Annotated in this window: 13 protein-coding genes; 3 read left to right on the top strand and 10 right to left on the bottom strand. The window is 74.2% G+C overall.

What is annotated here, in order from left to right:
- Positions 1–8 precede the first annotated feature (8 nt).
- The 3 genes from pcrA to ACIOJE_RS02625 form a co-directional block, all read right to left on the bottom strand.
- Entirely contained in the window at positions 9–2630 is a 2622-nt protein-coding gene (gene pcrA, locus ACIOJE_RS02635) for a DNA helicase PcrA (protein ID WP_400772773.1), read from the bottom strand.
- 114 nt (positions 2631–2744) lie between these two features.
- The gene (locus tag ACIOJE_RS02630) at positions 2745–3449 is read right to left on the bottom strand and encodes a response regulator transcription factor (RefSeq protein WP_280675039.1); all 705 of its coding nucleotides are present in this window, start codon (positions 3447–3449) and stop codon (positions 2745–2747) included.
- Positions 3442–4905, bottom strand: a complete 1464-nt coding sequence (locus tag ACIOJE_RS02625; protein ID WP_400772771.1) for a PspC domain-containing protein — start codon at positions 4903–4905, stop codon at positions 3442–3444. Before ACIOJE_RS02625 ends, ACIOJE_RS02630 begins: the two co-directional genes overlap by 8 nt.
- Positions 4906–5039: 134 nt before the next feature.
- Between ACIOJE_RS02625 and ACIOJE_RS02620 the strand changes: the two genes are divergently transcribed.
- Together ACIOJE_RS02620 and ACIOJE_RS02615 are read left to right on the top strand one after the other, a co-directional pair.
- Complete coding sequence (locus tag ACIOJE_RS02620; protein WP_400772770.1) at positions 5040–6476, top strand: PspC domain-containing protein; 1437 nt, start codon at positions 5040–5042, stop codon at positions 6474–6476.
- Positions 6473–6682 (top strand): hypothetical protein, encoded by a 210-nt coding sequence (locus ACIOJE_RS02615; RefSeq protein ID WP_400772768.1) that lies wholly within the window; start codon positions 6473–6475, stop codon positions 6680–6682. Before ACIOJE_RS02620 ends, ACIOJE_RS02615 begins: the two co-directional genes overlap by 4 nt.
- 53 nt (positions 6683–6735) lie before the next feature.
- Here ACIOJE_RS02615 and ACIOJE_RS02610 read toward each other — a convergent pair whose 3' ends face one another.
- The 7 genes from ACIOJE_RS02610 to ACIOJE_RS02580 all read right to left on the bottom strand — a co-directional run bounded on the left by ACIOJE_RS02610 (position 6736) and on the right by ACIOJE_RS02580 (position 19353).
- On the bottom strand, positions 6736–7821 hold the full coding sequence (locus tag ACIOJE_RS02610; protein ID WP_400772766.1) for a Rieske 2Fe-2S domain-containing protein: 1086 nt from the start codon (positions 7819–7821) through the stop codon (positions 6736–6738).
- Between the two features lie 227 nt (positions 7822–8048).
- On the bottom strand, positions 8049–9644 hold the full coding sequence (gene guaA, locus ACIOJE_RS02605; RefSeq protein ID WP_280675048.1) for a glutamine-hydrolyzing GMP synthase: 1596 nt from the start codon (positions 9642–9644) through the stop codon (positions 8049–8051).
- 1093 nt (positions 9645–10737) lie between these two features.
- A complete protein-coding gene (locus ACIOJE_RS02600) occupies positions 10738–12414 on the bottom strand; it encodes a hypothetical protein (protein WP_400772764.1) in 1677 nt (558 codons plus the stop codon).
- A 218-nt stretch (positions 12415–12632) separates the two neighbouring features.
- Positions 12633–14438 carry a GMC family oxidoreductase gene (locus ACIOJE_RS02595; protein ID WP_280675052.1) on the bottom strand — a complete coding sequence of 602 codons (1806 nt, stop codon included), beginning with the start codon at positions 14436–14438 and terminating at the stop codon, positions 12633–12635.
- Positions 14439–14577: 139 nt separating this feature from the next.
- Positions 14578–16209: a succinic semialdehyde dehydrogenase gene (locus ACIOJE_RS02590; protein ID WP_280675054.1), complete on the bottom strand. Its 1632-nt coding sequence runs from the start codon at positions 16207–16209 to the stop codon at positions 14578–14580.
- A 109-nt stretch (positions 16210–16318) separates the two neighbouring features.
- Positions 16319–18070 (bottom strand): serine/threonine-protein kinase, encoded by a 1752-nt coding sequence (locus ACIOJE_RS02585; RefSeq protein WP_280675056.1) that lies wholly within the window; start codon positions 18068–18070, stop codon positions 16319–16321.
- Positions 18071–18231: 161 nt separating this feature from the next.
- A complete protein-coding gene (locus ACIOJE_RS02580) occupies positions 18232–19353 on the bottom strand; it encodes a protein kinase (RefSeq protein ID WP_400772760.1) in 1122 nt (373 codons plus the stop codon).
- A gap of 57 nt (positions 19354–19410) precedes the next feature.
- Between ACIOJE_RS02580 and ACIOJE_RS02575 the strand changes: the two genes are divergently transcribed.
- On the top strand, positions 19411–19953 hold the full coding sequence (locus ACIOJE_RS02575; protein WP_400772758.1) for an SHOCT domain-containing protein: 543 nt from the start codon (positions 19411–19413) through the stop codon (positions 19951–19953).
- Positions 19954–19976 lie beyond the last annotated feature (23 nt).

Raw genomic sequence — 19976 nt, 5'->3', positions numbered from 1 at the left:
CCTCCCCGTCAGAGCTTCTCCACCGGCGCGTAGCGCAGCAGCAGTTGCTTGCGGCCCTCCGAACCGAAGTCGACCGTGGCCTGCGCCCGGTCGCCGACGCCGGTGACGCCCACCACCGTGCCCAGCCCGAAGGTGTCGTGGGTGACCCGGTCCCCGACCGCCAGCGAGACGACGTCCCGCTCCACGACCTGGCCGCCGCGCCGCGCCGACTGCCCCCAGCCCGCCTTGGGCTTCGAGGAGGCCGAGGAAGCCGACGAGGAGCGCGAACCGCCGCCCCCCGACGAGGACTTGCCCCAGGACGAACCCGAGGAGAAGCCGCGCGCGGCCGGCGCCTGCGCCGCCCCCGTCCGCTTCCACTCCACCAGGTTCTCCGGGATCTCCTCCAGGAACCGCGAGGCCGGGTTGTACGCGGGCTGCCCCCAGGCGCTGCGCAGCACCGAGCGGGTCAGGTAGAGCCGCTCCCGCGCCCGGGTGAGCCCCACGTAGGCGAGCCGCCGCTCCTCCTCCAGCTCCTTGACCTGGTTGAGCGCCCGCATGTGCGGGAAGATCCCGTCCTCCATGCCGGTCAGGAAGACCACCGGGAACTCCAGGCCCTTGGCGGTGTGCAGGGTCATCATCGTGATGACGCCCTGGCCCTCCTCGTCCTCGTCCGGGATCTGGTCAGAGTCGGCGACCAGCGCGACCCGCTCCAGGAAGTCGGCGAGCGAGCCGACCGGCGGGGTGCCGTCCTCACCGGCGTCGGGCCGCTCGCCCGGGTCCTGCTCGTACTCGAGGGCGACGGAGGCCAGTTCCTGCAGGTTCTCCACCCGGGTCTCGTCCTGCGGGTCGGTGGAGGCCTGGAGTTCGGCCAGGTAGCCGGTCTCCTCCAGGACGGCCTCCAGCACCGCGGCCGGGCCCGCGCCCGACTCGACGACCTGCCGCAGCCCGGCCATCAGGGTGTTGAACTTCTTCACCGCGTTGGCCGAGCGCGCGGCCATCCCGTACGCCTCGTCGACCCGCACCAGCGCCTGGGCGAAGGAGATCCGCTCCCGCGCGGCCAGCGCGTCGACCATCGCCTCGGCCCGCTCGCCGATGCCGCGCTTGGGCACGTTGAGGATCCGGCGCAGCGGCACGGTGTCCTCCGGATTGGAGAGCACCCGCAGGTACGCCAGGACGTCCCGGACCTCCTTGCGCTCGTAGAAGCGCACCCCGCCGACCACCTTGTACGGCAGACCGACCCGGATGAACACCTCCTCGAACACCCGGGACTGGGCGTTGGTCCGGTAGAAGATCGCGACGTCGCCGGGCTTGGCGTCGCCCGCGTCGGTGAGCCGGTCGATCTCGTCGGCGATGAACTGGGCCTCGCCGTGCTCGTCGTCCGCGACGTAGCCGACGACCCGCTCGCCGTGCTCGCCGGCCGTCCAGAGCTTCTTCTCGCGCCGGTTGGCGTTGCGCTCGATGACGGCGTTGGCGGCGCTCAGGATGGTCTGCGTGGAGCGGTAGTTCTGCTCCAGCAGGATCGTGGTCGCGTTCGGGTAGTCCTCCTCGAACTGGAGGATGTTGCGGATCGTCGCGCCGCGGAAGGCGTAGATCGACTGGTCCGCGTCACCGACGACGCACAGCTCGGCCGGCGGCACCTCGGCCAGCCGCCCGGCCGCCGGGTTCACGAACTCCCCGTCCACCGTGCGCTTCGGCGCGGCCGCGACGGATCCCCCGCTCAGCTCGCGGACGAGCATGTACTGGGCGTGGTTGGTGTCCTGGTACTCGTCGACCAGGATGTGCCGGAACCGGCGCCGGTAGTGCTCCGCGACGTCGGGGAAGGCCTGGAGCAGGCTCACCGTCGTCATGATGATGTCGTCGAAGTCCAGCGCGTTGGCCTCGCGCAGCCGCCGCTGGTACAGCGTGTACGCCTCGGCGAGCTTCTTCTCCATCGGGTTGGCGGCCTGGTCGGCGAAGGTCTCCTCGTCGATCAGCTCGTTCTTCAGGTTGCTGATCTTCGCCGTGAAGGACTTCGGCGGGAACTGCTTCGGGTCCAGGTCGAGGTCGCGGCAGACCAGCGACATCAGCCGCTGCGAGTCGGCCGAGTCGTAGATCGAGAAACTGGACGTGAAGCCCAGCACCTTGGACTCGCGGCGCAGGATCCGCACGCACGCGCTGTGGAAGGTGGACACCCACATCGCCCGGGCCCGCGGGCCGACCAGCGCCTCGACGCGCTCGCGCATCTCGCCGGCGGCCTTGTTGGTGAAGGTGATCGCCAGGATCTCGCCCGGCTGCACGCCGCGGGCGCCGAGCAGGTGGGCGATCCGGTGGGTCAGCACCCGGGTCTTGCCGGAGCCGGCGCCCGCCACGATGAGCAGCGGCGAGCCCGCGTGCAGCACCGCCTCGCGCTGCGGGTCGTTCATGCCCTCCAGCAGCTGCGCCGGGTCCACCACCGTCCGGGCGGCGCCGTTGCGGTACCAGGCGTCGCGCGCGGTCTCGGCGGCGTGGTCGGTCTGGAACAGCCCCTCCGGGATGGCCTCCTCGTAGGCCTCGTACGGGGCGTCGTCCTCGTACGGCGGGGGCTCCTCGTCGAGGGGGGCGGCGGGCTGCTTCGACCCGGCGGCGGGTGCCTCGAAACCGGGGAGCGGGAGGTCGTCAAAGAGGCTACTCATGGCACTCCGAGTCTATGGCCACCCACCGACAAGCCCGCCCGGCCCGGGAAATTCGGGCCGAACGGGCTCGGGCCACCACGCGGGCACAGCTCAGCGCACGGCTCCCGGCGTGACTCAGACCAGCCGGCGGGCGGTGGCCCAGCGGGTCAGTTCGTGCCGGTTGCTCAGCTGGAGCTTGCGCAGGACGGCGGAGACGTGACTCTCGACCGTCTTCACCGAGATGAAGAGCTGCTTGGCGATCTCCTTGTACGCGTAACCGCGCGCGATCAGGCGGAGCACCTCGCGCTCGCGCTGGGTGAGGCGGTCCAGGTCCTCGTCGACCGGCGGGGTGTCGGTGGCGGCGAAGGCGTCCAGGACGAAGCCGGCCAGCCGGGGCGAGAACACCGCGTCGCCGTCGGCAATCCGGAAGATCGCGTTGACCAGGTCGGTGCCGGTGATGGTCTTGGTGACGTAGCCGCGCGCGCCGCCGCGGATGACGCCGATGACGTCCTCGGCGGCGTCCGACACCGACAGGGCCAGGAACTTGACCCCGCCCTGCTCGCCCATCAGCCCGGCCGAGCGGCGCAGCACCTCGACACCGCCGCCGCCGGGCAGGTGGACGTCGAGCAGCACCACGTCCGGCCGGGTCTCGGCGACCACCCGGACCGCCGACTCGACGTCGTCGGCCTCGCCGACCACGTCGATGCCGGTCGTCTCGGTGCGGCCGATCTCGGCCCGCACCCCCGTGCGGAACATCCGGTGGTCGTCCACCAGGACGACCCGCGCGGTACGCCCGGAGTCCTCGGCCGCGGGGACCCCGATCGGCGCTGCCTCAGTCATTCGTTCTCTCCATCTCCAGCTCGACCTCGGTCCCGCCGTCCGGCGCGGGCCGCACCCGTGCGGTGCCGCCGTTGCGCTTCATGCGGCCGATGATCGACTCCCGTACGCCCATCCGGTCCTCGGGCACCGTGTCAGGGTCGAAGCCGGGGCCGTGGTCGCGGACGAACACCGACACCGTCCTCCCCTCCACCTCGGCGTAGACCTGGACCGGTCCCCCGCCACCGTACTTGGCCGCGTTGACGGTCGCCTCCCTCGCGGCCTGCATCTGTGCCGCGATCCGCTCGCCCATCGGGCAGTCACCGACGATCACGACCTCGACCGGGACGCCGTGCCGGTCCTCGACCTCGGCGACGACGGCGCGCAGGCTCTCCGCCATGGTGTCGGGCGCGGCCTCGGCGGCGGCCTCCGGGCGGTACAGCCACAGCCGCAGCTCGCGCTCCTGGGCACGGGCCAGCCTCAGCACCTCCTTGGGGTCCTCGGCCCGACGCTGGATCAGGGTCAGCGTGTGCAGCACCGAGTCGTGGACGTGCGCGGCGATCTCGGCGCGCTCCTGGGCGCGGATGCGGGCGGTGCGCTCGGCGCCGAGGTCCTGCCACAGGCGCAGCCCGTACGGGCCGAGCAGCACCAGGACGCCGGCGAGCACGGCGAGCGAGGCCTCGACCACCGAGCCGAGCGTCGAACCGCTGCCCTGCATGGCGAGGAAGGCGATGGTGCCGGCCACCACGAGCAGCACGCCGGCGCCGACCCGGGTGTAGGCGCCGCGCCGCTTGTCGCCCTCCTCCAGGCCGAACCAGCGCTGCCAGCGCGAGTCGTCGGCCTGCCGCCAGACCAGCGCGACACCCACCCCGATCGCCAGCAGCGGCCAGGTGTACGGCTTGGCGGTCTGCAGGCCGAGCGCGTTGAGCAGGGCGATCAGGCCGATCACGGTCATCACCAGGGCGGCGAGCTGGCCGAGGCCGCCCTGGCCGGTCTTGCCGGCGGGCGCGGCGCCCTCCCCCTCCGCGGGGACCGCGGCGACCGGCTCGCCCTGGAGCGCGTGCTGGAGCAGTTCGCGCAGCCGGCCGAGCCAGCCGCTGCGGCCCTTGCTCAGCGCCCCGCCCGGCTGCTGCCCCGCCCCGGCCGGGACGAAGGCGCCGTTGACGTACATCCAGTGGGTGCCGCCGCGCTGCGCGGGTTCGCCGATGCCGATCGGCACCACGAACCAGAACGCCGCGTACAGCAGGGTCCCGATCCCCTGCGCGAAGAAGAGCAGCACGAACGCGAGCCGGACCCACCGCACCGGCAGCCCGAGGTGCACCGCGAGACCGTGCGCGACCCCGCCGAGCATCCGCCCCTGCGGGCTGCGGTAGAGCCGGCGGTACGGCGGCCGCCCGCCGTCGGGCGCGGTCGGGTCGGCGCCGGCCGACGACGCGGCGTCGGGGGCGAGGGGGCGGGGGTCGGTACCGGGTGCTGCCACGCCACCGATGGTTCCACGCTCGTGTGCGCGGGCGCATCAGGGTGTGTCCCTAGGCGGTTCTCAGGGACAAGTCAGGGTCCGGACAGGGCTCGCACCGGTTGGGCCGGGCCGGGCCAGCCGGGAGGATGGTGGTCATGACCGAGGACCACCGCATCCAGGAAGCCGGGCCCGCCGCCCCGCCGGAACCGGACCGCCCGCCGCTGACCAGGACCGAGCACCACCGCGTGGTGGCCGGCGTCTGCGGCGGCCTCGGGCGACACCTGGACATCGACCCGGTGGTCTTCCGGGTGGTCACCGTGGTGCTCTGCCTCTCCGGCGGCCTCGGGCTGTTCCTGTACGGCCTGGCCTGGCTGATCGTCCCCACCGAGTCGGTGCCGGACGGCAAGGGCGGCAGCCGGCACGGGCGCACCGAACTCCAGCGGGTGCTCACCGGCCGGGTCGACGGCCAGTCGGTCGGCGCGGTGCTGCTGACGGTGATCGGCACCGGGGTGTTCTTCTCCTCGATGGGCCAGGACGACCAGCTGTTCCCGCTGCTGCTGCTCGCGGGCCTGGTCTTCCTGGCGGTGCGCTACGACCCGGAGCGCCGCCGAGGCCGGCTGCGCGGACGCCGCCGCGGCGGCCCGTACGACCGCCACTACCCCGACGCGGACCCGGCCGGCCCGCACCCGTGGCCCTGGCCGGAGGAGGACGAGGCCGCCCGCGCCCGGCACGCCGCGGAGCGCGCCGCCGGAACGGTGCCCGCCGACTCCCCCTCCCCCGGCCCGACCGGCTACCTGTGGGACCCGCGCCACCCCGAGCGCAACCCCTACGGCGCCACCACCACCCCGCCGTTCGGCACCCCGGTGCCCCCGGCGGGCGGCCCGGCCCAGCCCTGGTGGCGGCGCGCCGACCTGCCCGCGGGCGACCCACTGCGCAAGGACGGCCCGCCCCGCAGGCCGCGGCCCACCGCCGTCCGGCACCCGCGGGAGCGGTCCGCGCTCGGCTTCTTCGGCCTGCTGCTGGCGATCGGCGCGGGTGCCGCGGTCTGGTCCGCCTCCGCCGGCCACACCGGCGTCACCGTGCTGAGTGCGACCGTGCTGGCCACCGCGCTGCTGGTGATCGGTCTGACGCTGCTGCTCGGCGCGAAGTTCGGCCGGGCCCGCAAGCTCGCGATGACGGGCCTGCTGCTCACCCTGGCGCTGGTCTTCGTCGGCCGCTCGACGGACTCCGTGCAGAACGCCGTCGGCCAGCGCGACTTCACCGTCGTCGCGACGGCCGACCTGCAGCCCAAGTACTCCCTCGGCGCCGGCCGGATCCGGCTGGACCTGACCGGGCTCGACCCGGCCGGGACCACCCTCACCAGCAAGGTCGAACTCGGCGCCGGCGAGCTGACCGTCCTCCTGCCGCCGGACGCGACGGTGAACCTGGTGACCCGGATGGGCCTCGGCGACGTCTCGATCCCCGGTGACCGCAACGACGGCACCGGCCGCCACACCTACCTGCTGCAACCCGGCAGCGGTCACTCGTCCAAGGGCACGCTCGACCTCGAACTCGCGGTCGGGATCGGCAACATCAAGGTGGTCCAGCAGTGAGGAAGCACCCGCTCGACCTGTTCTCGCTGATCGCGGGCGGACTGTTCACCACGATCGCCGTGGTCTACCTGGTCGCGGCGCTCAACGACCAGACGGTGAACGGCCGGATCGTCATCCCGGTCACCTTCATCGGGCTCGGCCTCGGCGGCCTGGCCGGCGCGGTCGCGGCGGTCACCCGGCGCGGCCGCACCGACCGCGAGCCCTGACCGCCCAGGACCGGCCGTTCAGGACCGGCCTTCACAAGGGCCGGCCCCCGCGCTCAGCTCTGCAGCGGCCCGAGGTTCAGCTTGTCCCCGTCCTTGGTGACGGTGTACTTCGGCAGCGGTTTGACCGCCGGCCCGGTGACCACCGCGCCGGTGGCGGCGTCGAACCGGGAGCCGTGGCAGGGGCAGTACAGCCGGCCGTTCTTCGGGGCGTCGACGGCGCAGCCGGAGTGGGTGCACACCGAGGACAGGCCGCAGTACTGGCCCGCCGTGGGCTGCACGATGTAGACCGCGTCCCCGGTGGCCGGGTCCTTGACCTGGGCCGAGCCGCCGACCGGCACGCTCGCGGCCGACACCGAGGGGGCCGACCCGGCGGGCGCCTGGCCGGTGTTGGCGGGGGCCGCGGACTGCTTGGGCGGTTCCTGCTTCGCCGGCTCCTGCTTTGCCGGTTCCTGCTGGGACGAGGCCTGCGTGGACGGGTCCCGCTCGTCCCGGCCGAAGGTCCGGGTGAGCGAGCCGGTGAGCAGCCCGGCGCCGCCGATCGCGACGGCGGCGATCCCGCCGTCCACCAGCGCCCGGCGCTTGACGTGGTCCTCGGCCAGCCCGCGCTCGCGGTCCCGGCCGGCCCGCCGGGCGAGGTAGCCGTCCACCGACAGGTACGGCGTGCCGGCCAGCAGCAGCGGCGTCCAGGCCATCAGGTAGGCGAGGTCGTTGCCGAGGTAGTACGGCGAGATGCTCCAGCTGACGGTCAGCCAGAGGCTGAGGCTGATCATCACGCCGCCGAGCGCCGCGGCCCGGCCCCAGAGGCCGAGCAGGGTGCCGAGGCCGACCGCCAGCTCACCGAAGGCGATGGCCAGCGCGAACAGGGTGGGCGCGTCCAGGGCGGCGCCGAGCAGGAAGGAGATCGGGCTGCCGGCCCTAGCCGCCTGGGTCTGCGAGACGAACGACGCCGGGTCGCCCGCCCCGGCCAGGTAGTGCGTGTCGGACAGCTTGTCGAGGGCCGCGTACACGAAGGTGACGCCGAGGAAGAGCCGCAGCGGCAGCAGCGGGTACCTGGACGCGAACGCCCTCCACTGCGCCACCCGGTCGGCCAGACCGACCGCTCCACCGTCGACCGCCGCGGAGTTGCTGACCTCCGACATCGCTCACACCTTCCCTCACGGCCCGCCACTCCTGACAGGTCCGGTCCGCATTCTGCCCGCTCCCGATCGCTTTCGGTGGGAGGTCCCACCCGGTCGGCGGCCGCCGCACCGAGAACGGCCGCGCCGCCGTTCCCCTGTATACGGGAACGACGGCGCGGCCGTTCGGCACCGACTCAGCGGCTGTCCGACGAGATCCGTCGGACAGCCCTACCGGCCGGCGGGAGTGCTCACTCCCACTCGATGGTGCCCGGCGGCTTGCTGGTGACGTCGACGACGACGCGGTTCACGTCGCGGACCTCGTTGGTGATCCGGGTGGAGATCCGGGCCAGCACGTCGTACGGCAGGCGCGACCAGTCGGCGGTCATGGCGTCCTCGGACGAGACCGGGCGCAGCACGATCGGGTGACCGTAGGTGCGGCCGTCGCCCTGCACGCCCACGCTGCGCACGTCGGCGAGCAGCACGACCGGGCACTGCCAGATCTCGCGGTCCAGGCCGGCCGCGGTCAGCTCCTCGCGGACGATCGCGTCGGCGTCGCGGAGCAGGTCCAGCCGCTCCCGGGTGACCTCGCCGACGATCCGGATGCCCAGGCCCGGGCCCGGGAACGGCTGGCGCTGGACGATCTCCTCCGGCAGGCCCAGCTCCTGGCCGACCATCCGGACCTCGTCCTTGAACAGCTTGCGCAGCGGCTCGACCAGCTGGAACTGCAGGTCCTCGGGCAGGCCGCCGACGTTGTGGTGGGACTTGATGTTGGCGGTGCCGGTGCCGCCGCCGGACTCCACCACGTCCGGGTACAGGGTGCCCTGGACCAGGAAGTCGACCGACTCGCCGTGCTCGCCGGCCTCGGCGATGATCTCGGCCTGGGCCTGCTCGAAGACCCGGATGAACTCCCGGCCGATGATCTTGCGCTTCTCCTCGGGGTCGGTGACCCCCTTCAGCGCGTTCAGGAAGCGCTCCGCGGCGTCGACCACCTTCAGCTGCACGCCGGTGGCCGCCACGAAGTCCTTCTCGACCTGCTCGGTCTCACCCTTGCGCATCAGACCGTGGTCGACGTACACGCAGGTCAGCTGCTCGCCGATGGCCTTGTTGACCAGGGCGGCCGCGACCGCGGAGTCCACGCCGCCGGAGAGGCCGCAGATCGCGCGCTTGGTGCCGACCTGGGCACGGATCAGCGCGACCTGCTCCTCGACCACGCTGCCGGTGGTCCAGGTCGGGGCGAGGCCGGCGCCGCGGTAGAGGAAGTGCTCCAGGATCTGCTGGCCGTGGTCGGAGTGCAGCACCTCGGGGTGGTACTGGACGCCGTAGAGGCGCGCCTCGTCGTTCTCGAAGGCCGCGACCGGCACCACGTCGGTGGAGGCGGTGACGGTGAAGCCCTCCGGGGCGGCGGAGCAGGCGTCGCCGTGCGACATCCACACCGAGTGCTGCGCCGGGACGCCCTCGAACAGGGTGGAGCCGGGGCGGCTGACGGTCAGCGGGGTGCGGCCGTACTCGCGGGAGCCGGTGTTGTCGACGGTGCCGCCGAGGGTCTTGGCCATCAGCTGGAAGCCGTAGCACATGCCGAAGACCGGGACCCCGGCCTCGAAGATCGCGCGGTCGAGCTGCGGCGCGCCCTCTTCGTAGACCGACGACGGGCCGCCGGAGAGGATGATCGCCTTGGGGTTCTTGGCGAGCATCTCGGCGACCGGCATGCTGCTCGGCACGATCTCGCTGTAGACCCGCGCCTCACGCACCCGACGGGCGATGAGCTGGGCGTACTGGGCACCGAAGTCGACCACCAGGACGGTGTCGTTGTCCGGCGCGGACTGGACGGGAATTGCAGAGGACACAGACGGCCTTCCGGCAGCGGTACGAGAGGTGTCACACCGAACCGCTTCCCCGGCGGGGGCCGCGGCGGCGACGGGTGGGGGTGTCTGGACACCGATTCTACCGGGCTGTCCGGTTTCACTCGTCTGCCCGTCCAAACGACCGTGACCGCGCGGGGCCGTCTTTCGTTGCTTCTGACGACCGTACGACCGCGCCGCGCCCGCCAGGCGCGCCGCCTTCGCCCCGGCCAAGGGCGCCGCTGTACGGACTGCAGGACCACGCGTGGAGCTTCATCCCAGTCCACCAGCGCATGTGGCGCCACCGCCCCGGCCCGCCGGGAGCGCGGCGCCGTGGGACCGTGCGCGGGTGCCGCGGCCGGCCAGCAGGGGACAGCGACCCCGGCCGCGACTGGACCGAGAGGTGGGACGGCCGGCGCCGGGGACGCCCGGGGCCGACCGTCGCACCCCCGCCGCGAGCCGGGCACACCCCGGGCGCACACCCCGTCCCGTCCCCGCGCCGCTACGCGCGTCCCCGTGCGCCGCAGCCACTCACACCACTACACACCGTGATCATCGACGCCATGCGTCGACGCCTGCCCACCATCGCCCGCCGGGCCTGAACCGGGCGTGCACCCGTGCCCGAACGGCGTCCTCGGGTCCGCACCCGCACCAAATGGACTGTGCCGAACTGTGCCGAATCGGTTGCAGAGCAAGCCCTCCGTCCAGCACGATGCTGCGTGGAAGCGGTTCTCCCGGCGGCCGGCAGGCGCACTGCGGAGACCCCGACCGATGCCGCCGCCTTGTGCGGCGACGCCGTACGTGCCCTCACACTCCGTGAGCGAAGGCCCGGCGCAGACCTGCGCGCCGACCCGCCGCACCGCGAGCGTGCGCGCCCCGCGCCACCGGCCACCCACGCCGGGCCGCGCGGGCGCGACCCCGAAGCCGACCGACCCGACGGCGCTCCTCCCCCGGCGCCGTCACCCCAGCACCGGCGCAGCCCTGACGCCGCGTGCTGAGCGACAAAGGGCCCCGTTCCCCCGCGGGGCCCTTTGCCCTGTCCGGGCTCACGCGGTCCGGACCGCCGCGCGCAGGGCCGCCGCGCTCAGGACCGCCGCGCTCAGGGCTGCTTGCGCCAGACGCTCGGATCGACCGGTTCCTCGGCCGGAGTCCCCGCGCCCGGCGAGGGCACCGGCGGGGCGTCGTGCGAGCCGACCACGTCGCTCACCCCCGCCCCGGACGCGTACGGCTGCGGCCCTGGGGCGGCCTGGTACGGCGCGCCCGGCTGCGGCGGCACCGCGCCGTACGGGGCGTCGCCGTACGGGGCCGGGCCGTAGGCCCCCTGGGGGGCCGCCGCACCCCGGCCGCCGACGGCCGCCAGCACCGACGGCACCACCAGCGCGCCGATCGCCGCCCAGACCAGGTTGGCCACCAGCACGCTGACGAACACCAGACCGATCGAGGTCTCCCGGGACACGCCCAGCTGGTTGTAGGTGGTGCCCCACCCCGGGTTCGCGGAGGACGTCGAGATGGTCATCAGCGCGCCGCCCGCCGCCATCAGAGCGGTGAGCACCACGGCGTGGACGGCCGCCAGCCGGAGCCGGTCGGCCGCGTCCAGCCGCCGCCGGTACGCCGACCAGCCGAGGACGCCGGCCGCGGCGAGTGCCAGCAGGCCGGTCCAGCGCCAGTCGGCGCTCTGGTCGTGCAGGTCGAAGAAGGAGAACTCCATGCGGTCGGGGCCACCCCGCCAGTCGCCGTCGATCGCGGACGCCGCGCCGGACGTCCCGCTGAACCCGCGCAGGGTCGCGCCCGAGCCCAGGCCGAGCAGGCCCAGGCCGAGGTTCGGCAGGAAGGCCAGCGAGATCGCGGTCTGCCAGCCCTTGTCGCTGTTGGCGGCGACCAGCACGAAGCCCGTCACCGAGGCCAGGCCCAGCGACAGCGCCAGCGCCTGGCCGGCGGTGAGCGCGGCCACCGCCCAGCCGCGCACCGCCCGGCTGCGCCAGGCGGCCCAGCGCAGCGCGTCGGTGCCGTAGACGGCGAAAGCCGTCAGCGCGGCGAGCAGGGCGGTCCAGCCGGTCGCCTCCAGCCAGCCGGAGTCCACGGTGTACGTCACCCCGAGGGCGCGGCCGACGAGGCCGGAGTAGCGCCCGCCGGCGGCCTGCGGCTGCCAGGTCGTCCCGCCGACCAGTCCGAGCAGCGCGGTCACCGCCGCCAGGACCACCGCGGTACGCAGCGCCTCGCCCGCGGCCTGGCCGCGGCTCAGCTGGAGGCCGGCGGCCCGGCGGCGGCGCGCCCCCGCCCGTACGCCGAGCCAGAGCGCCAGCATCCACAGCACGGTGACCGTCAGCGGCACCATCCGGAGCAGCAGGTCCGAGCCCTCCGCGTCGCCACGCTTCAGCGGGGTGGTGTACCCCAGCTTGAACGGCGCGCCGAGCGCGTTCAGCGCCAGCGACAGGGCGGCACCGAAGCGCTCGCCGAACTCGGGCGCCCGGAACAGGTAGGAGAACTGGTAGTCGCTCGGGATCGCCACGATCAGCGCGGTCAGGAGCAGCACCGCGGTCGGCGCGACGGCGGTCAGGAGCGCCGGGCGCCAGTCCGCACCGACCAGCCGGCTCAGCGCGGTCGGCCGGCCGGCCTGCGGGTCGTACGGCCGTCCGGCGCCCCAGCTGCCCAGCGCGGGCGGGCCGGCGGACGGCGGGTAGCCGGGGCCGGGCGGCGGCGGGCCGTAGCCGGGCGGCGGACCGTACGCCGGCGGGGGCGGTGCAGCAGGGGGTGCAGCGGGCGGTACGACCGGCATGGCGGCCGTCGGCGGGGGCGGCGCCGACGGCCGTCCGCACGAGGCGCAGGCGGGCGCCCCTTCCACCGATGCCGCACCGCACGACGCGCAGATGGCCATGGACCGGTTTCCCCCCGCTCGACGAGTTCCTGGTCCCCCAGAAAGCCCGTTTATCCCATCGGATCCGAACGAATGTCAACCGGGCACCGGGCCAGGCGGGTTGGCCCGCCGCGGCCCGCTCAGCCGCGCTTCTTCGGGACCTCCGGGACGGGCAGCAGCGGCAGCCGGAGCGCACCGAACGCGTCCTCCGGGACGGCCGGCCGGGCGGGCGCCACCGGGGCGACCCGCCGGTAGGCCTCGCCCGGGGCCGGACGGCCGTCCGCCTCGCCCTTGTTGGGCCACATCGACATGGCGCGCTCGGCCTGCGCGGTGATGGTCAGCGAGGGGTTCACCCCGAGGTTCGCGGAGACGGCCGCGCCGTCGACCACGCTGATCCCCGGGTGCCCGTACAGCCGGTGGTAGGGGTCGACCACGCCGGTCTCGGGGGCGTCGCCGATCGGGCAGCCGCCGAGGAAGTGGGCGGTCATCGGGATGTCGAAGATCTCGCCGACGGTGCTGCCCGCGAAGCCGTTGATCTGCTCGGCCAGCGCCTGGGCGCCCTGCTCGGCGGCCGGGATCCAGGTCGGGTTGGGGGCGCCGTGGCCCTGGGCGGAGGTGAGCCGGCTCCTGCCGAGCGGGCCCTTCTTCAGCGAGACGGTGATCGAGTTGTCCAGCGACTGCATCACCAGGCCGATGATCGTCTTCTCGGACCAGCGGTGCTGGTTCATCGAGCGGGCGAAGGTCACCGGGTGGCGCACCGAGTCGCCCAGGTAGCGCAGCCAGCGCGGGGCCCGTCCGCCGCCCTTGACCTGGGCGATCGACAGCGCGCCCATCGCGTTGGAGCCCTTGCCGTAGCGGACCGGCTCGATGTGGGTGTTGGCGTCCGGGTGGATCGAGGAGGTGATCGCCACCCCCTTGGTGAAGTCCGCCCGGGAGCCGTAGCGCCGGTCGGTGGTCTGCGCGCCCACCAGTGCCTCGGAGTTGGTCCGGGTCAGCTCGCCGAGCCGGGCGGAGATCCCGGGCAGGTGCCCCGCCTCGCGCATCCGGTGCAGCAGCGACTGGGTGCCGTAGGTGCCGGCCGCGACCACCACCCGGGCGGCGGTGATGGTCCGCGCACCCGCCTTCACCCGGTCGGTCCGGGAGCGGGCGTCGGTGCGGCGCACGTCCACCGCGAAGCCGCGGCTCCCGTCGGCCCCGCCACACTCGCGGATCCGGGCCACCGTGGTGAGCGGGTGGATCTCGGCGCCGCCCCGCTCGGCCAGGTACAGGTAGTTCTCGGTGAGCATGTTCTTGGCCCCGTGCCGGCAGCCGGTCATGCACTCGCCGCACTCCACGCAGGCCTTGCGGGCCGGCCCGGCGCCGCCGAAGTACGGGTCGGCGACCTCGTCCCCGGGCGCCGCCTTGGCCCTGCCGCCGGCGTCCTGGCCGTCCCCGAAGAAGACCCCGACCGGTGCCATGTGGAAGGTGTCGCCGACGCCCAGTTGCTCGGCGGCCGCCTTGAGGTGCACGTCCGAGGGGGTGACGGTCGGGTTGAGCCGAACCCCGAGCATCCGCTGCGCCTGGTCGTAGAACGGCGCCAGCTCCTCCTGCCAATCGGTGATGTGGCGCCACTGGCGGTCCTCGAAGAAGGCCTTCGGCGGCACGTACAGGGTGTTGGCGTAGTTCAGCGAGCCGCCGCCGACCCCGGCGCCGGCCAGGATCAGCACGTTGGCCAGCAGGTGGATCCGCTGGATCCCGTACAGCCCGAGCTTCGGCGCCCACAGGTAGTTCGACAGGTCCCAGGAGTTCCTGGGCAGTTCGTCCCGGTCGAAGCGCCGCCCGGCCTCCAGGACGGCGACCCGGTAGCCCTTCTCGGTCAGCCGCAGCGCGGCGACCGAACCACCGAAGCCGGAGCCGACCACGACCACGTCGTAGTCGAACTCCGCCGCACCGCCGGACTCCACCATCTGCCATTGCTCCTTCGAGACGCGAACCTGACTACGGGAGAGGCGAGTTGTCCCCTCCTCCCGGGCCTGACCCCAGGGTCGGACCCCCGGGGTGCGGCCGACCGGCCGTACCCCGGGTCGTACTCCTCCACCGGGACGGCTACTTGAACCGCAGCGCCTTCAACGCCCGCAGCCCGCCGGTCATCACCGCGGCGAACTGCCGGTCGTCCAGGCCGAACGAGGGCGCGATCGGCATCAGCCGCTGGGTCGCGATGGTCTGCGCCTCGGTGAAACGCAGGATGCCCTCGGCGCCGTGGCGGCGGCCGAGCCCGGAGTCGCCCATGCCGCCCATCGGCGAGCCGACCGAGCCGTACGCGGCCGCGTAGGCCTCGTTGACGTTGACCGTGCCGGTGCGCAACCGGGCCGCGACCGCCCGCCCGCGCCGCAGGTCCCTGGTCCAGACGCTGGAGTTCAGGCCGTACGGCGTGGAATTGGCGGCGGCCACCGCCTCGTCCTCGGTGTCGAAGCGGTAGACGGAGACGACCGGGCCGAAGGTCTCCTCGCCGCAGACCGCCATGTCCGGGGTCACCCCGTCGAGGATGGTCGGCTCGAAGAAGTACGGGCCGAGGTCGGGCCTGGCCCGGCCGCCGGCCAGCACGGTGGCACCCGCCTTGACCGCCTCCTCCACGTGCCGGGTGGTGGTCTCCAGCTGGCGCACCGAGACCAGCGAGCCCATGTCGGCGCCGTAGGCGAGGCCGCCGCCCAGGCGCAGCGCCCGGGTGCGGGCGGCGAAGCGCTCCAGGAAGTCGTCGGCCACCGAGCGGTGCACCAGCAGCCGCTCGATCGAGATGCACAGCTGCCCGGCGGAGGAGAAGCAGGCCCGGACGGCGCCCGCGGCGGCCCGGTCGAGGTCGGCGTCGGAGAGCACCAGCATGGCGTTCTTGCCGCCGAGTTCGAGCGAGGCGCCGACCAGTCGGGCGGCGGCGCGCTGGGCGACCTCGCGGCCGGTGCGGGTGGAGCCGGTGAACGAGACGTAGTCGGCGTGCTCCACCACGGCGGGGCCGATCACCGGGCCGTCGCCGATCACGACCTGCCACAGGTCGGCCGGCAGCCCGGCCTCGACCAGCAGCTCGCGGGCCCACAGCGCGGTCAGCGCGGTCTGCGTGTCCGGCTTGTTGACCACGGCGTTGCCGGCCACGAAGGCGGGCAGGGCGTCGCCGATGGACAGCTCCAGCGGGTAGTTCCAGGGCGAGATGTGGCCGACCACGCCCTTGGGGCGGCGAGCCTCGATCGCGTGGGTGAGCACCGGCAGCGCCCCGCCGTGCCGCTTGTCCCTGAGGTATCCGTGCGCGGCCCGTCCGTAGTGCCGGGCGGCCATCGCGACGGCCAGCACCTCCTCGAAGGCGTGCAACCGGGCCTTGCCGGTCTCGGCCTGGATGAGGTCCAGCACCTCGTCCTGCCGCCGGAGCAGCAGGTCGTGGAAGCGCAGCAGGACGGCCGCGCGGCGGCGCACCGGCAGCGCGGCCCAGGCCGCCTGGGCGCGGCGGGCCAGCTCGAAGGCGACCTCGACGTCGGCCGGGGTGGACTGCGGCAGGCTCGCCAGCCGCTCACCGGTCAGCGGGGCGACGGTCTCCACCAGGCTGGGCTCGCCGGTGGCGGTGACGCCGGCGGCCAGCCGGGTGACCAGGGACGGCGGGACGGCCGCCGCGACGGTCCGGCCGCCGCCGGGGGCGGGCGGGTTCCCGGTCGCCGGGTGTTCGGTGGCCACTGCGTCTGCTGTGAGGTCCGACATACGGCGCAGCCTAGGCGCTCGGCGGCCGGTCCGGTACCCGTCGGTAACAAGAATCTGCCGGAGTCGGGCGAAAGCGGGCGCCCACCGGCCGGCGGGTGGGCGCGACGGATCAGCGGGTCGGCGTGAAGTAGTGGAGCACCGCGTTGAAGCGCTGTTCGGCCTCGTTCCACTCGTTGCCCTTCTCCGGGCTGGACGAGTAGATCGCGTAGCTGGTGCCGTCGTCGTCGATGAACTCGGCCTCGATCGCCCGGCGGCGGCCACCTCCCTGCGCGGCGTAGCTGAACTCCCAGACGGCCGCCTCGTGGCCGTTCACCGCGACGCTGGTCAGCTTGTGCTGCTTGTACTCCTTCAGCGACTTGGAGACGGAGGTCTCCATCTGCCGCATGTGCTCCAGCGGCTTGACCGACTGGCCGACGGTGACGGCGAACTGCAGGTAGTGCACCTTGCCATCGGGGCTGTAGAAGATCTGGTTGTCGGACGCGGCACTGCGCTGCCAGGCCGGGGTGCCCGAGGGCAGCGGGAAGCGGAAGCCGGCCGGGTCGTCCACCCAGTGGTAGCCGGGGGGCGCGGCCGGCTCCTGGCCGGGACCACCGCTCGGGTCCGAGGTGGCGGAGGCGGCCGGGGTGACCGGGGAGGTCGGGGCGGTCGGGCCGGAGTCGTCGGCCGAGCGGCCGCCGCCGGGCCGGGTGGCGAAGAAGGTGGCCCCGGCCGCCAGCAGGCCGACAGCCAGCGCGATCGCGACGATCTTCAGGGTGTTGCGGCGCTTGGCCGGTCCGCGCGCAGGCGCAATGGGGTGCGCCACCGGCGCGGTCACGGCGGCGAGCGCCGGTGCCCCGGCCACCACGCCCCCGGCGGTGTCCACGACGGCCTCGGCGGTCGGTTCCTCGGCCCCCTCCTGCGCCGTGTCCGCCGCGTCCTCCTCGCGGTCCTCCTCCGCCACCGGGTGCTCGCCGCGGTCCACCACCGGCACCGACTGGGTGGGCATCCGCACCGGCGCGACCGACTTCAGGCTGATCGTGTGCCCGACCTGCACCTCGGCCAGCATCCGGGCGGCCTCGTCCGCGGTCGGCCGCTCGGCCGGGTCCTTGGACATCAGCGCGGCCAGCACCGGCCCCAGCGGCCCGGCCCGACGCGGCTCCGGCAGCGGCTCGCCCACCACCGCGGCCAGCGTGGTGATCGGCGAGGTCCGGCGGAACGGCGACTGGCCCTCCACCGCGGCGTACAGCGTCGCCCCGAGGCCCCACAGGTCCGAGGCCGGCCCGGGCCGCTCGCCCTGGGCGAGCTCCGGCGCCAGGTAGTCCGGCGAGCCGACCAGGTCGCCCGGGCGGGTCAGCTCGGCCGAGCCCTCGTACGTCGCGATGCCGAAGTCCAGCAGCACCACCCGCCCGGTGCCGCGCTCCAGCAGCACGTTGGCCGGCTTCACGTCCCGGTGCAGGACGCCGAGCTGGTGGCCGCGGTGCAGCGCGGCGAGCACCTGGCTCCCGACCTCGGCGACGGCGCGCGGCTGCAGGGTGCCGTCCTGGCTGATCACGTCGGCGAGCGAGCGGCCGTCCACCAGCTCCATCACGATCCACGGCCGGCCGTCCTGCTCCAGCACGTCGTGCACCGTGATCACGCCGGGGTGCTTGATCCGGGCGGCCGCACTGGCCTCCCGCTTCATCCGGGCGTGCAGGATCTGCAGCTCGTCCTCGGGCAGGTGGTTGACGGTCAGCTCCTTGACCGCGACCTCGCGGTCGAGCATCCGGTCCCAGGCCCGCCAGACCGTCCCCATGCCGCCCCGGCCGAGCCGGTCGCCCAACTCGTACCGCCCGGCCAGCAGCCGCTCCGCCTCGGCCGTCTCCGGCCGGTCCTGCACGCCCATCGGCGACCGCTCCCCCTCACATCCGCCTGCCGTCACCGCGACGGAGGGGCCTGGTGCAGACCACTGTTCGAACAAGTCCCACGCACACATTAGGCGTACCTTGCCGACCCCGGTAATCACGCCCACCCGCCGGACCGGCGTACCGGGACGGAGCCGGGCCGTCAGCCTGCGAACAGCACCACCGCGGTTATCCCCAGCACCAGCAGCACGAACACGCCCCCCACCAACAGCGGGCCCAGCAGCGCCGGGGGTATCCGCGGCGGCCGCACCTCGGCCGACCGCCCGGTCCCGTCCCCCGCGGCGGTCTCCACCTGCCCGCCGCCCTGCCCGCCACGCTTGCCACGCTCGCCCCGCCCGCGTCGGCGCGGCACCAGCGGGCCGTCCGGCCGCGGCACCAGGGCCCGCGCCGCCCACTCCTCGTCGACCGGCTCCGGCGCGCCCGCGAGCAGCGCCGACAGCTCCCGGCGGACCTGCTCCGCGGTCGGGCGCCGCGAGGGGTCGGGCTGCAGCAGCCGCTCGACCAGCGGCGCCAGCGGCCCGCAGACCGCCGAGGGCTCCCGCCGGCCGTCCCGGACCGCCGTCACCAGCTCCGGGACGCCGCCGTCCGGAAACGGCGAGCGGCCGGTGACCAGCCGCTGCACCAGCACCCCGAGCGCCCAGCAGTCGCCCGCCGGGCCACCGTCCAGCGGCCAACGCTCCGCCACCGGTCCGACCAGGGTGGCCCGCACGTCGTACCGGCGGCGCCCGCCCGGCCCGCCGAGGTCCTCGGCCAGCGCCTCCTGCGCCACCCCCGCCAGCAGCCCGCCGAGCATCGCCGCGCCGTCCTCGCAGACCAGCACCGACTCGGCGGTCAGGTTCCCGTGCACGAGCCCGTCCTCGTGCAGCGCCCGCAGCGCGCCGGCCAGGTCCGCCGCCAGCTCGGCAGCCCGGTAGGGCGGCACCGGACCGGCGGCCACGAGATCGGCCAGCGTCATGGCGCCCGGCCGCTCCTCCACCGTCCACAACAGCTCGCCCTCGACGAAGGCACCGACCCCGCGCAGCAGCCGGGGGTGCCTGGTCGGCGCGGCCGAGCCGACCGCCGCCACCCGGCGGACCAGCCGGTCGGCCTGCGCGGGCACCTCACCGTCCAGGTCCTGACCGCCGGTCAGCAGCGGGGGCAGCTCCAGGGCGCGCAGCAGCACGGACTCCCCGGTCCGGTCGTCCACCGCCAGGGCGCGCAGCGGTTCGGGACGGTCCGTCAGCCGGTACCGCCCCGCCAGCAACTGACCCGGGCCGCCTCGCATGCCAGTTCCTCTCGCTCACCGAGCAGCCTACTGAGCGGCTCCTTTACGCTCGGTCCCATGGACTGGACCGAGCTGATCGACACCGCCTTCAAGGTGGCGGGCAACAACAACAAAGCCAACCAGGCCGAGGCCGTACGCACGGTCGAGGCCGCCGTCATCGACGGCGAGAATCCGGTCGCCTCCACCGCCGGGCGCCATCCCGACCACTTCCGCAAGGGGGTGCTCGTCCTCACCACCCACCGACTGCTCTTCCTCAAGGACGGTAAACCGCCAGTCCCAGTTCCGCTTACGGCGGTCACGGACGCGACCGTGACCAGGACCAAGCTCAACGGCGACGTCCTCACGGTCGTCGCGCTGACCGGCTCGCACCGGTTCGAGGACGTGGCCAAGGCCGACGTCTTCGCCGAGCGGCTCCGGGAAGCCGCCCGGCGCGCCCGCACCGCCCCGCCGACCAAGCCGACGCCGACCGACGCCGCCCCCGCCGAGCTGAACGCCGGCGATCAACTCCTCGGCCAGCTGGAGCGGTTGGCCGCCCTGCACGCCTCCGGCGCACTCACCGACGAGGAGTTCACCCGGGCCAAGGCCCGCCTGATCGGCTAGGGCCGGTCCGGCCCCGGGGCCCG

The sequence above is a fragment of the Kitasatospora sp. NPDC087861 genome, assembly GCF_044742585.1.
Taxonomy (GTDB): domain Bacteria; phylum Actinomycetota; class Actinomycetes; order Streptomycetales; family Streptomycetaceae; genus Kitasatospora.
This window is presented reverse-complemented; position numbering and strand designations above follow the sequence as displayed.

Excerpts from the sequence above, each read along its gene's own strand:
- ACIOJE_RS02600 (WP_400772764.1), bottom strand. The coding sequence starts at position 12,414 with ATGCCGGTCGTACCGCCCGCTGCACCCCCTGCTGCACCGCCCCCGCCG.
- ACIOJE_RS02575 (WP_400772758.1), top strand. The coding sequence starts at position 19,411 with ATGGACTGGACCGAGCTGATCGACACCGCCTTCAAGGTGGCGGGCAAC.
- pcrA (WP_400772773.1), bottom strand. The coding sequence starts at position 2,630 with ATGAGTAGCCTCTTTGACGACCTCCCGCTCCCCGGTTTCGAGGCACCC.
- ACIOJE_RS02620 (WP_400772770.1), top strand. The coding sequence starts at position 5,040 with ATGACCGAGGACCACCGCATCCAGGAAGCCGGGCCCGCCGCCCCGCCG.
- ACIOJE_RS02610 (WP_400772766.1), bottom strand. The coding sequence starts at position 7,821 with ATGTCGGAGGTCAGCAACTCCGCGGCGGTCGACGGTGGAGCGGTCGGT.
- ACIOJE_RS02580 (WP_400772760.1), bottom strand. The coding sequence starts at position 19,353 with ATGCGAGGCGGCCCGGGTCAGTTGCTGGCGGGGCGGTACCGGCTGACG.
- ACIOJE_RS02630 (WP_280675039.1), bottom strand. The coding sequence starts at position 3,449 with ATGACTGAGGCAGCGCCGATCGGGGTCCCCGCGGCCGAGGACTCCGGG.
- ACIOJE_RS02590 (WP_280675054.1), bottom strand. The coding sequence starts at position 16,209 with ATGTCGGACCTCACAGCAGACGCAGTGGCCACCGAACACCCGGCGACC.
- ACIOJE_RS02585 (WP_280675056.1), bottom strand. The coding sequence starts at position 18,070 with ATGGGCGTGCAGGACCGGCCGGAGACGGCCGAGGCGGAGCGGCTGCTG.
- ACIOJE_RS02595 (WP_280675052.1), bottom strand. The coding sequence starts at position 14,438 with ATGGTGGAGTCCGGCGGTGCGGCGGAGTTCGACTACGACGTGGTCGTG.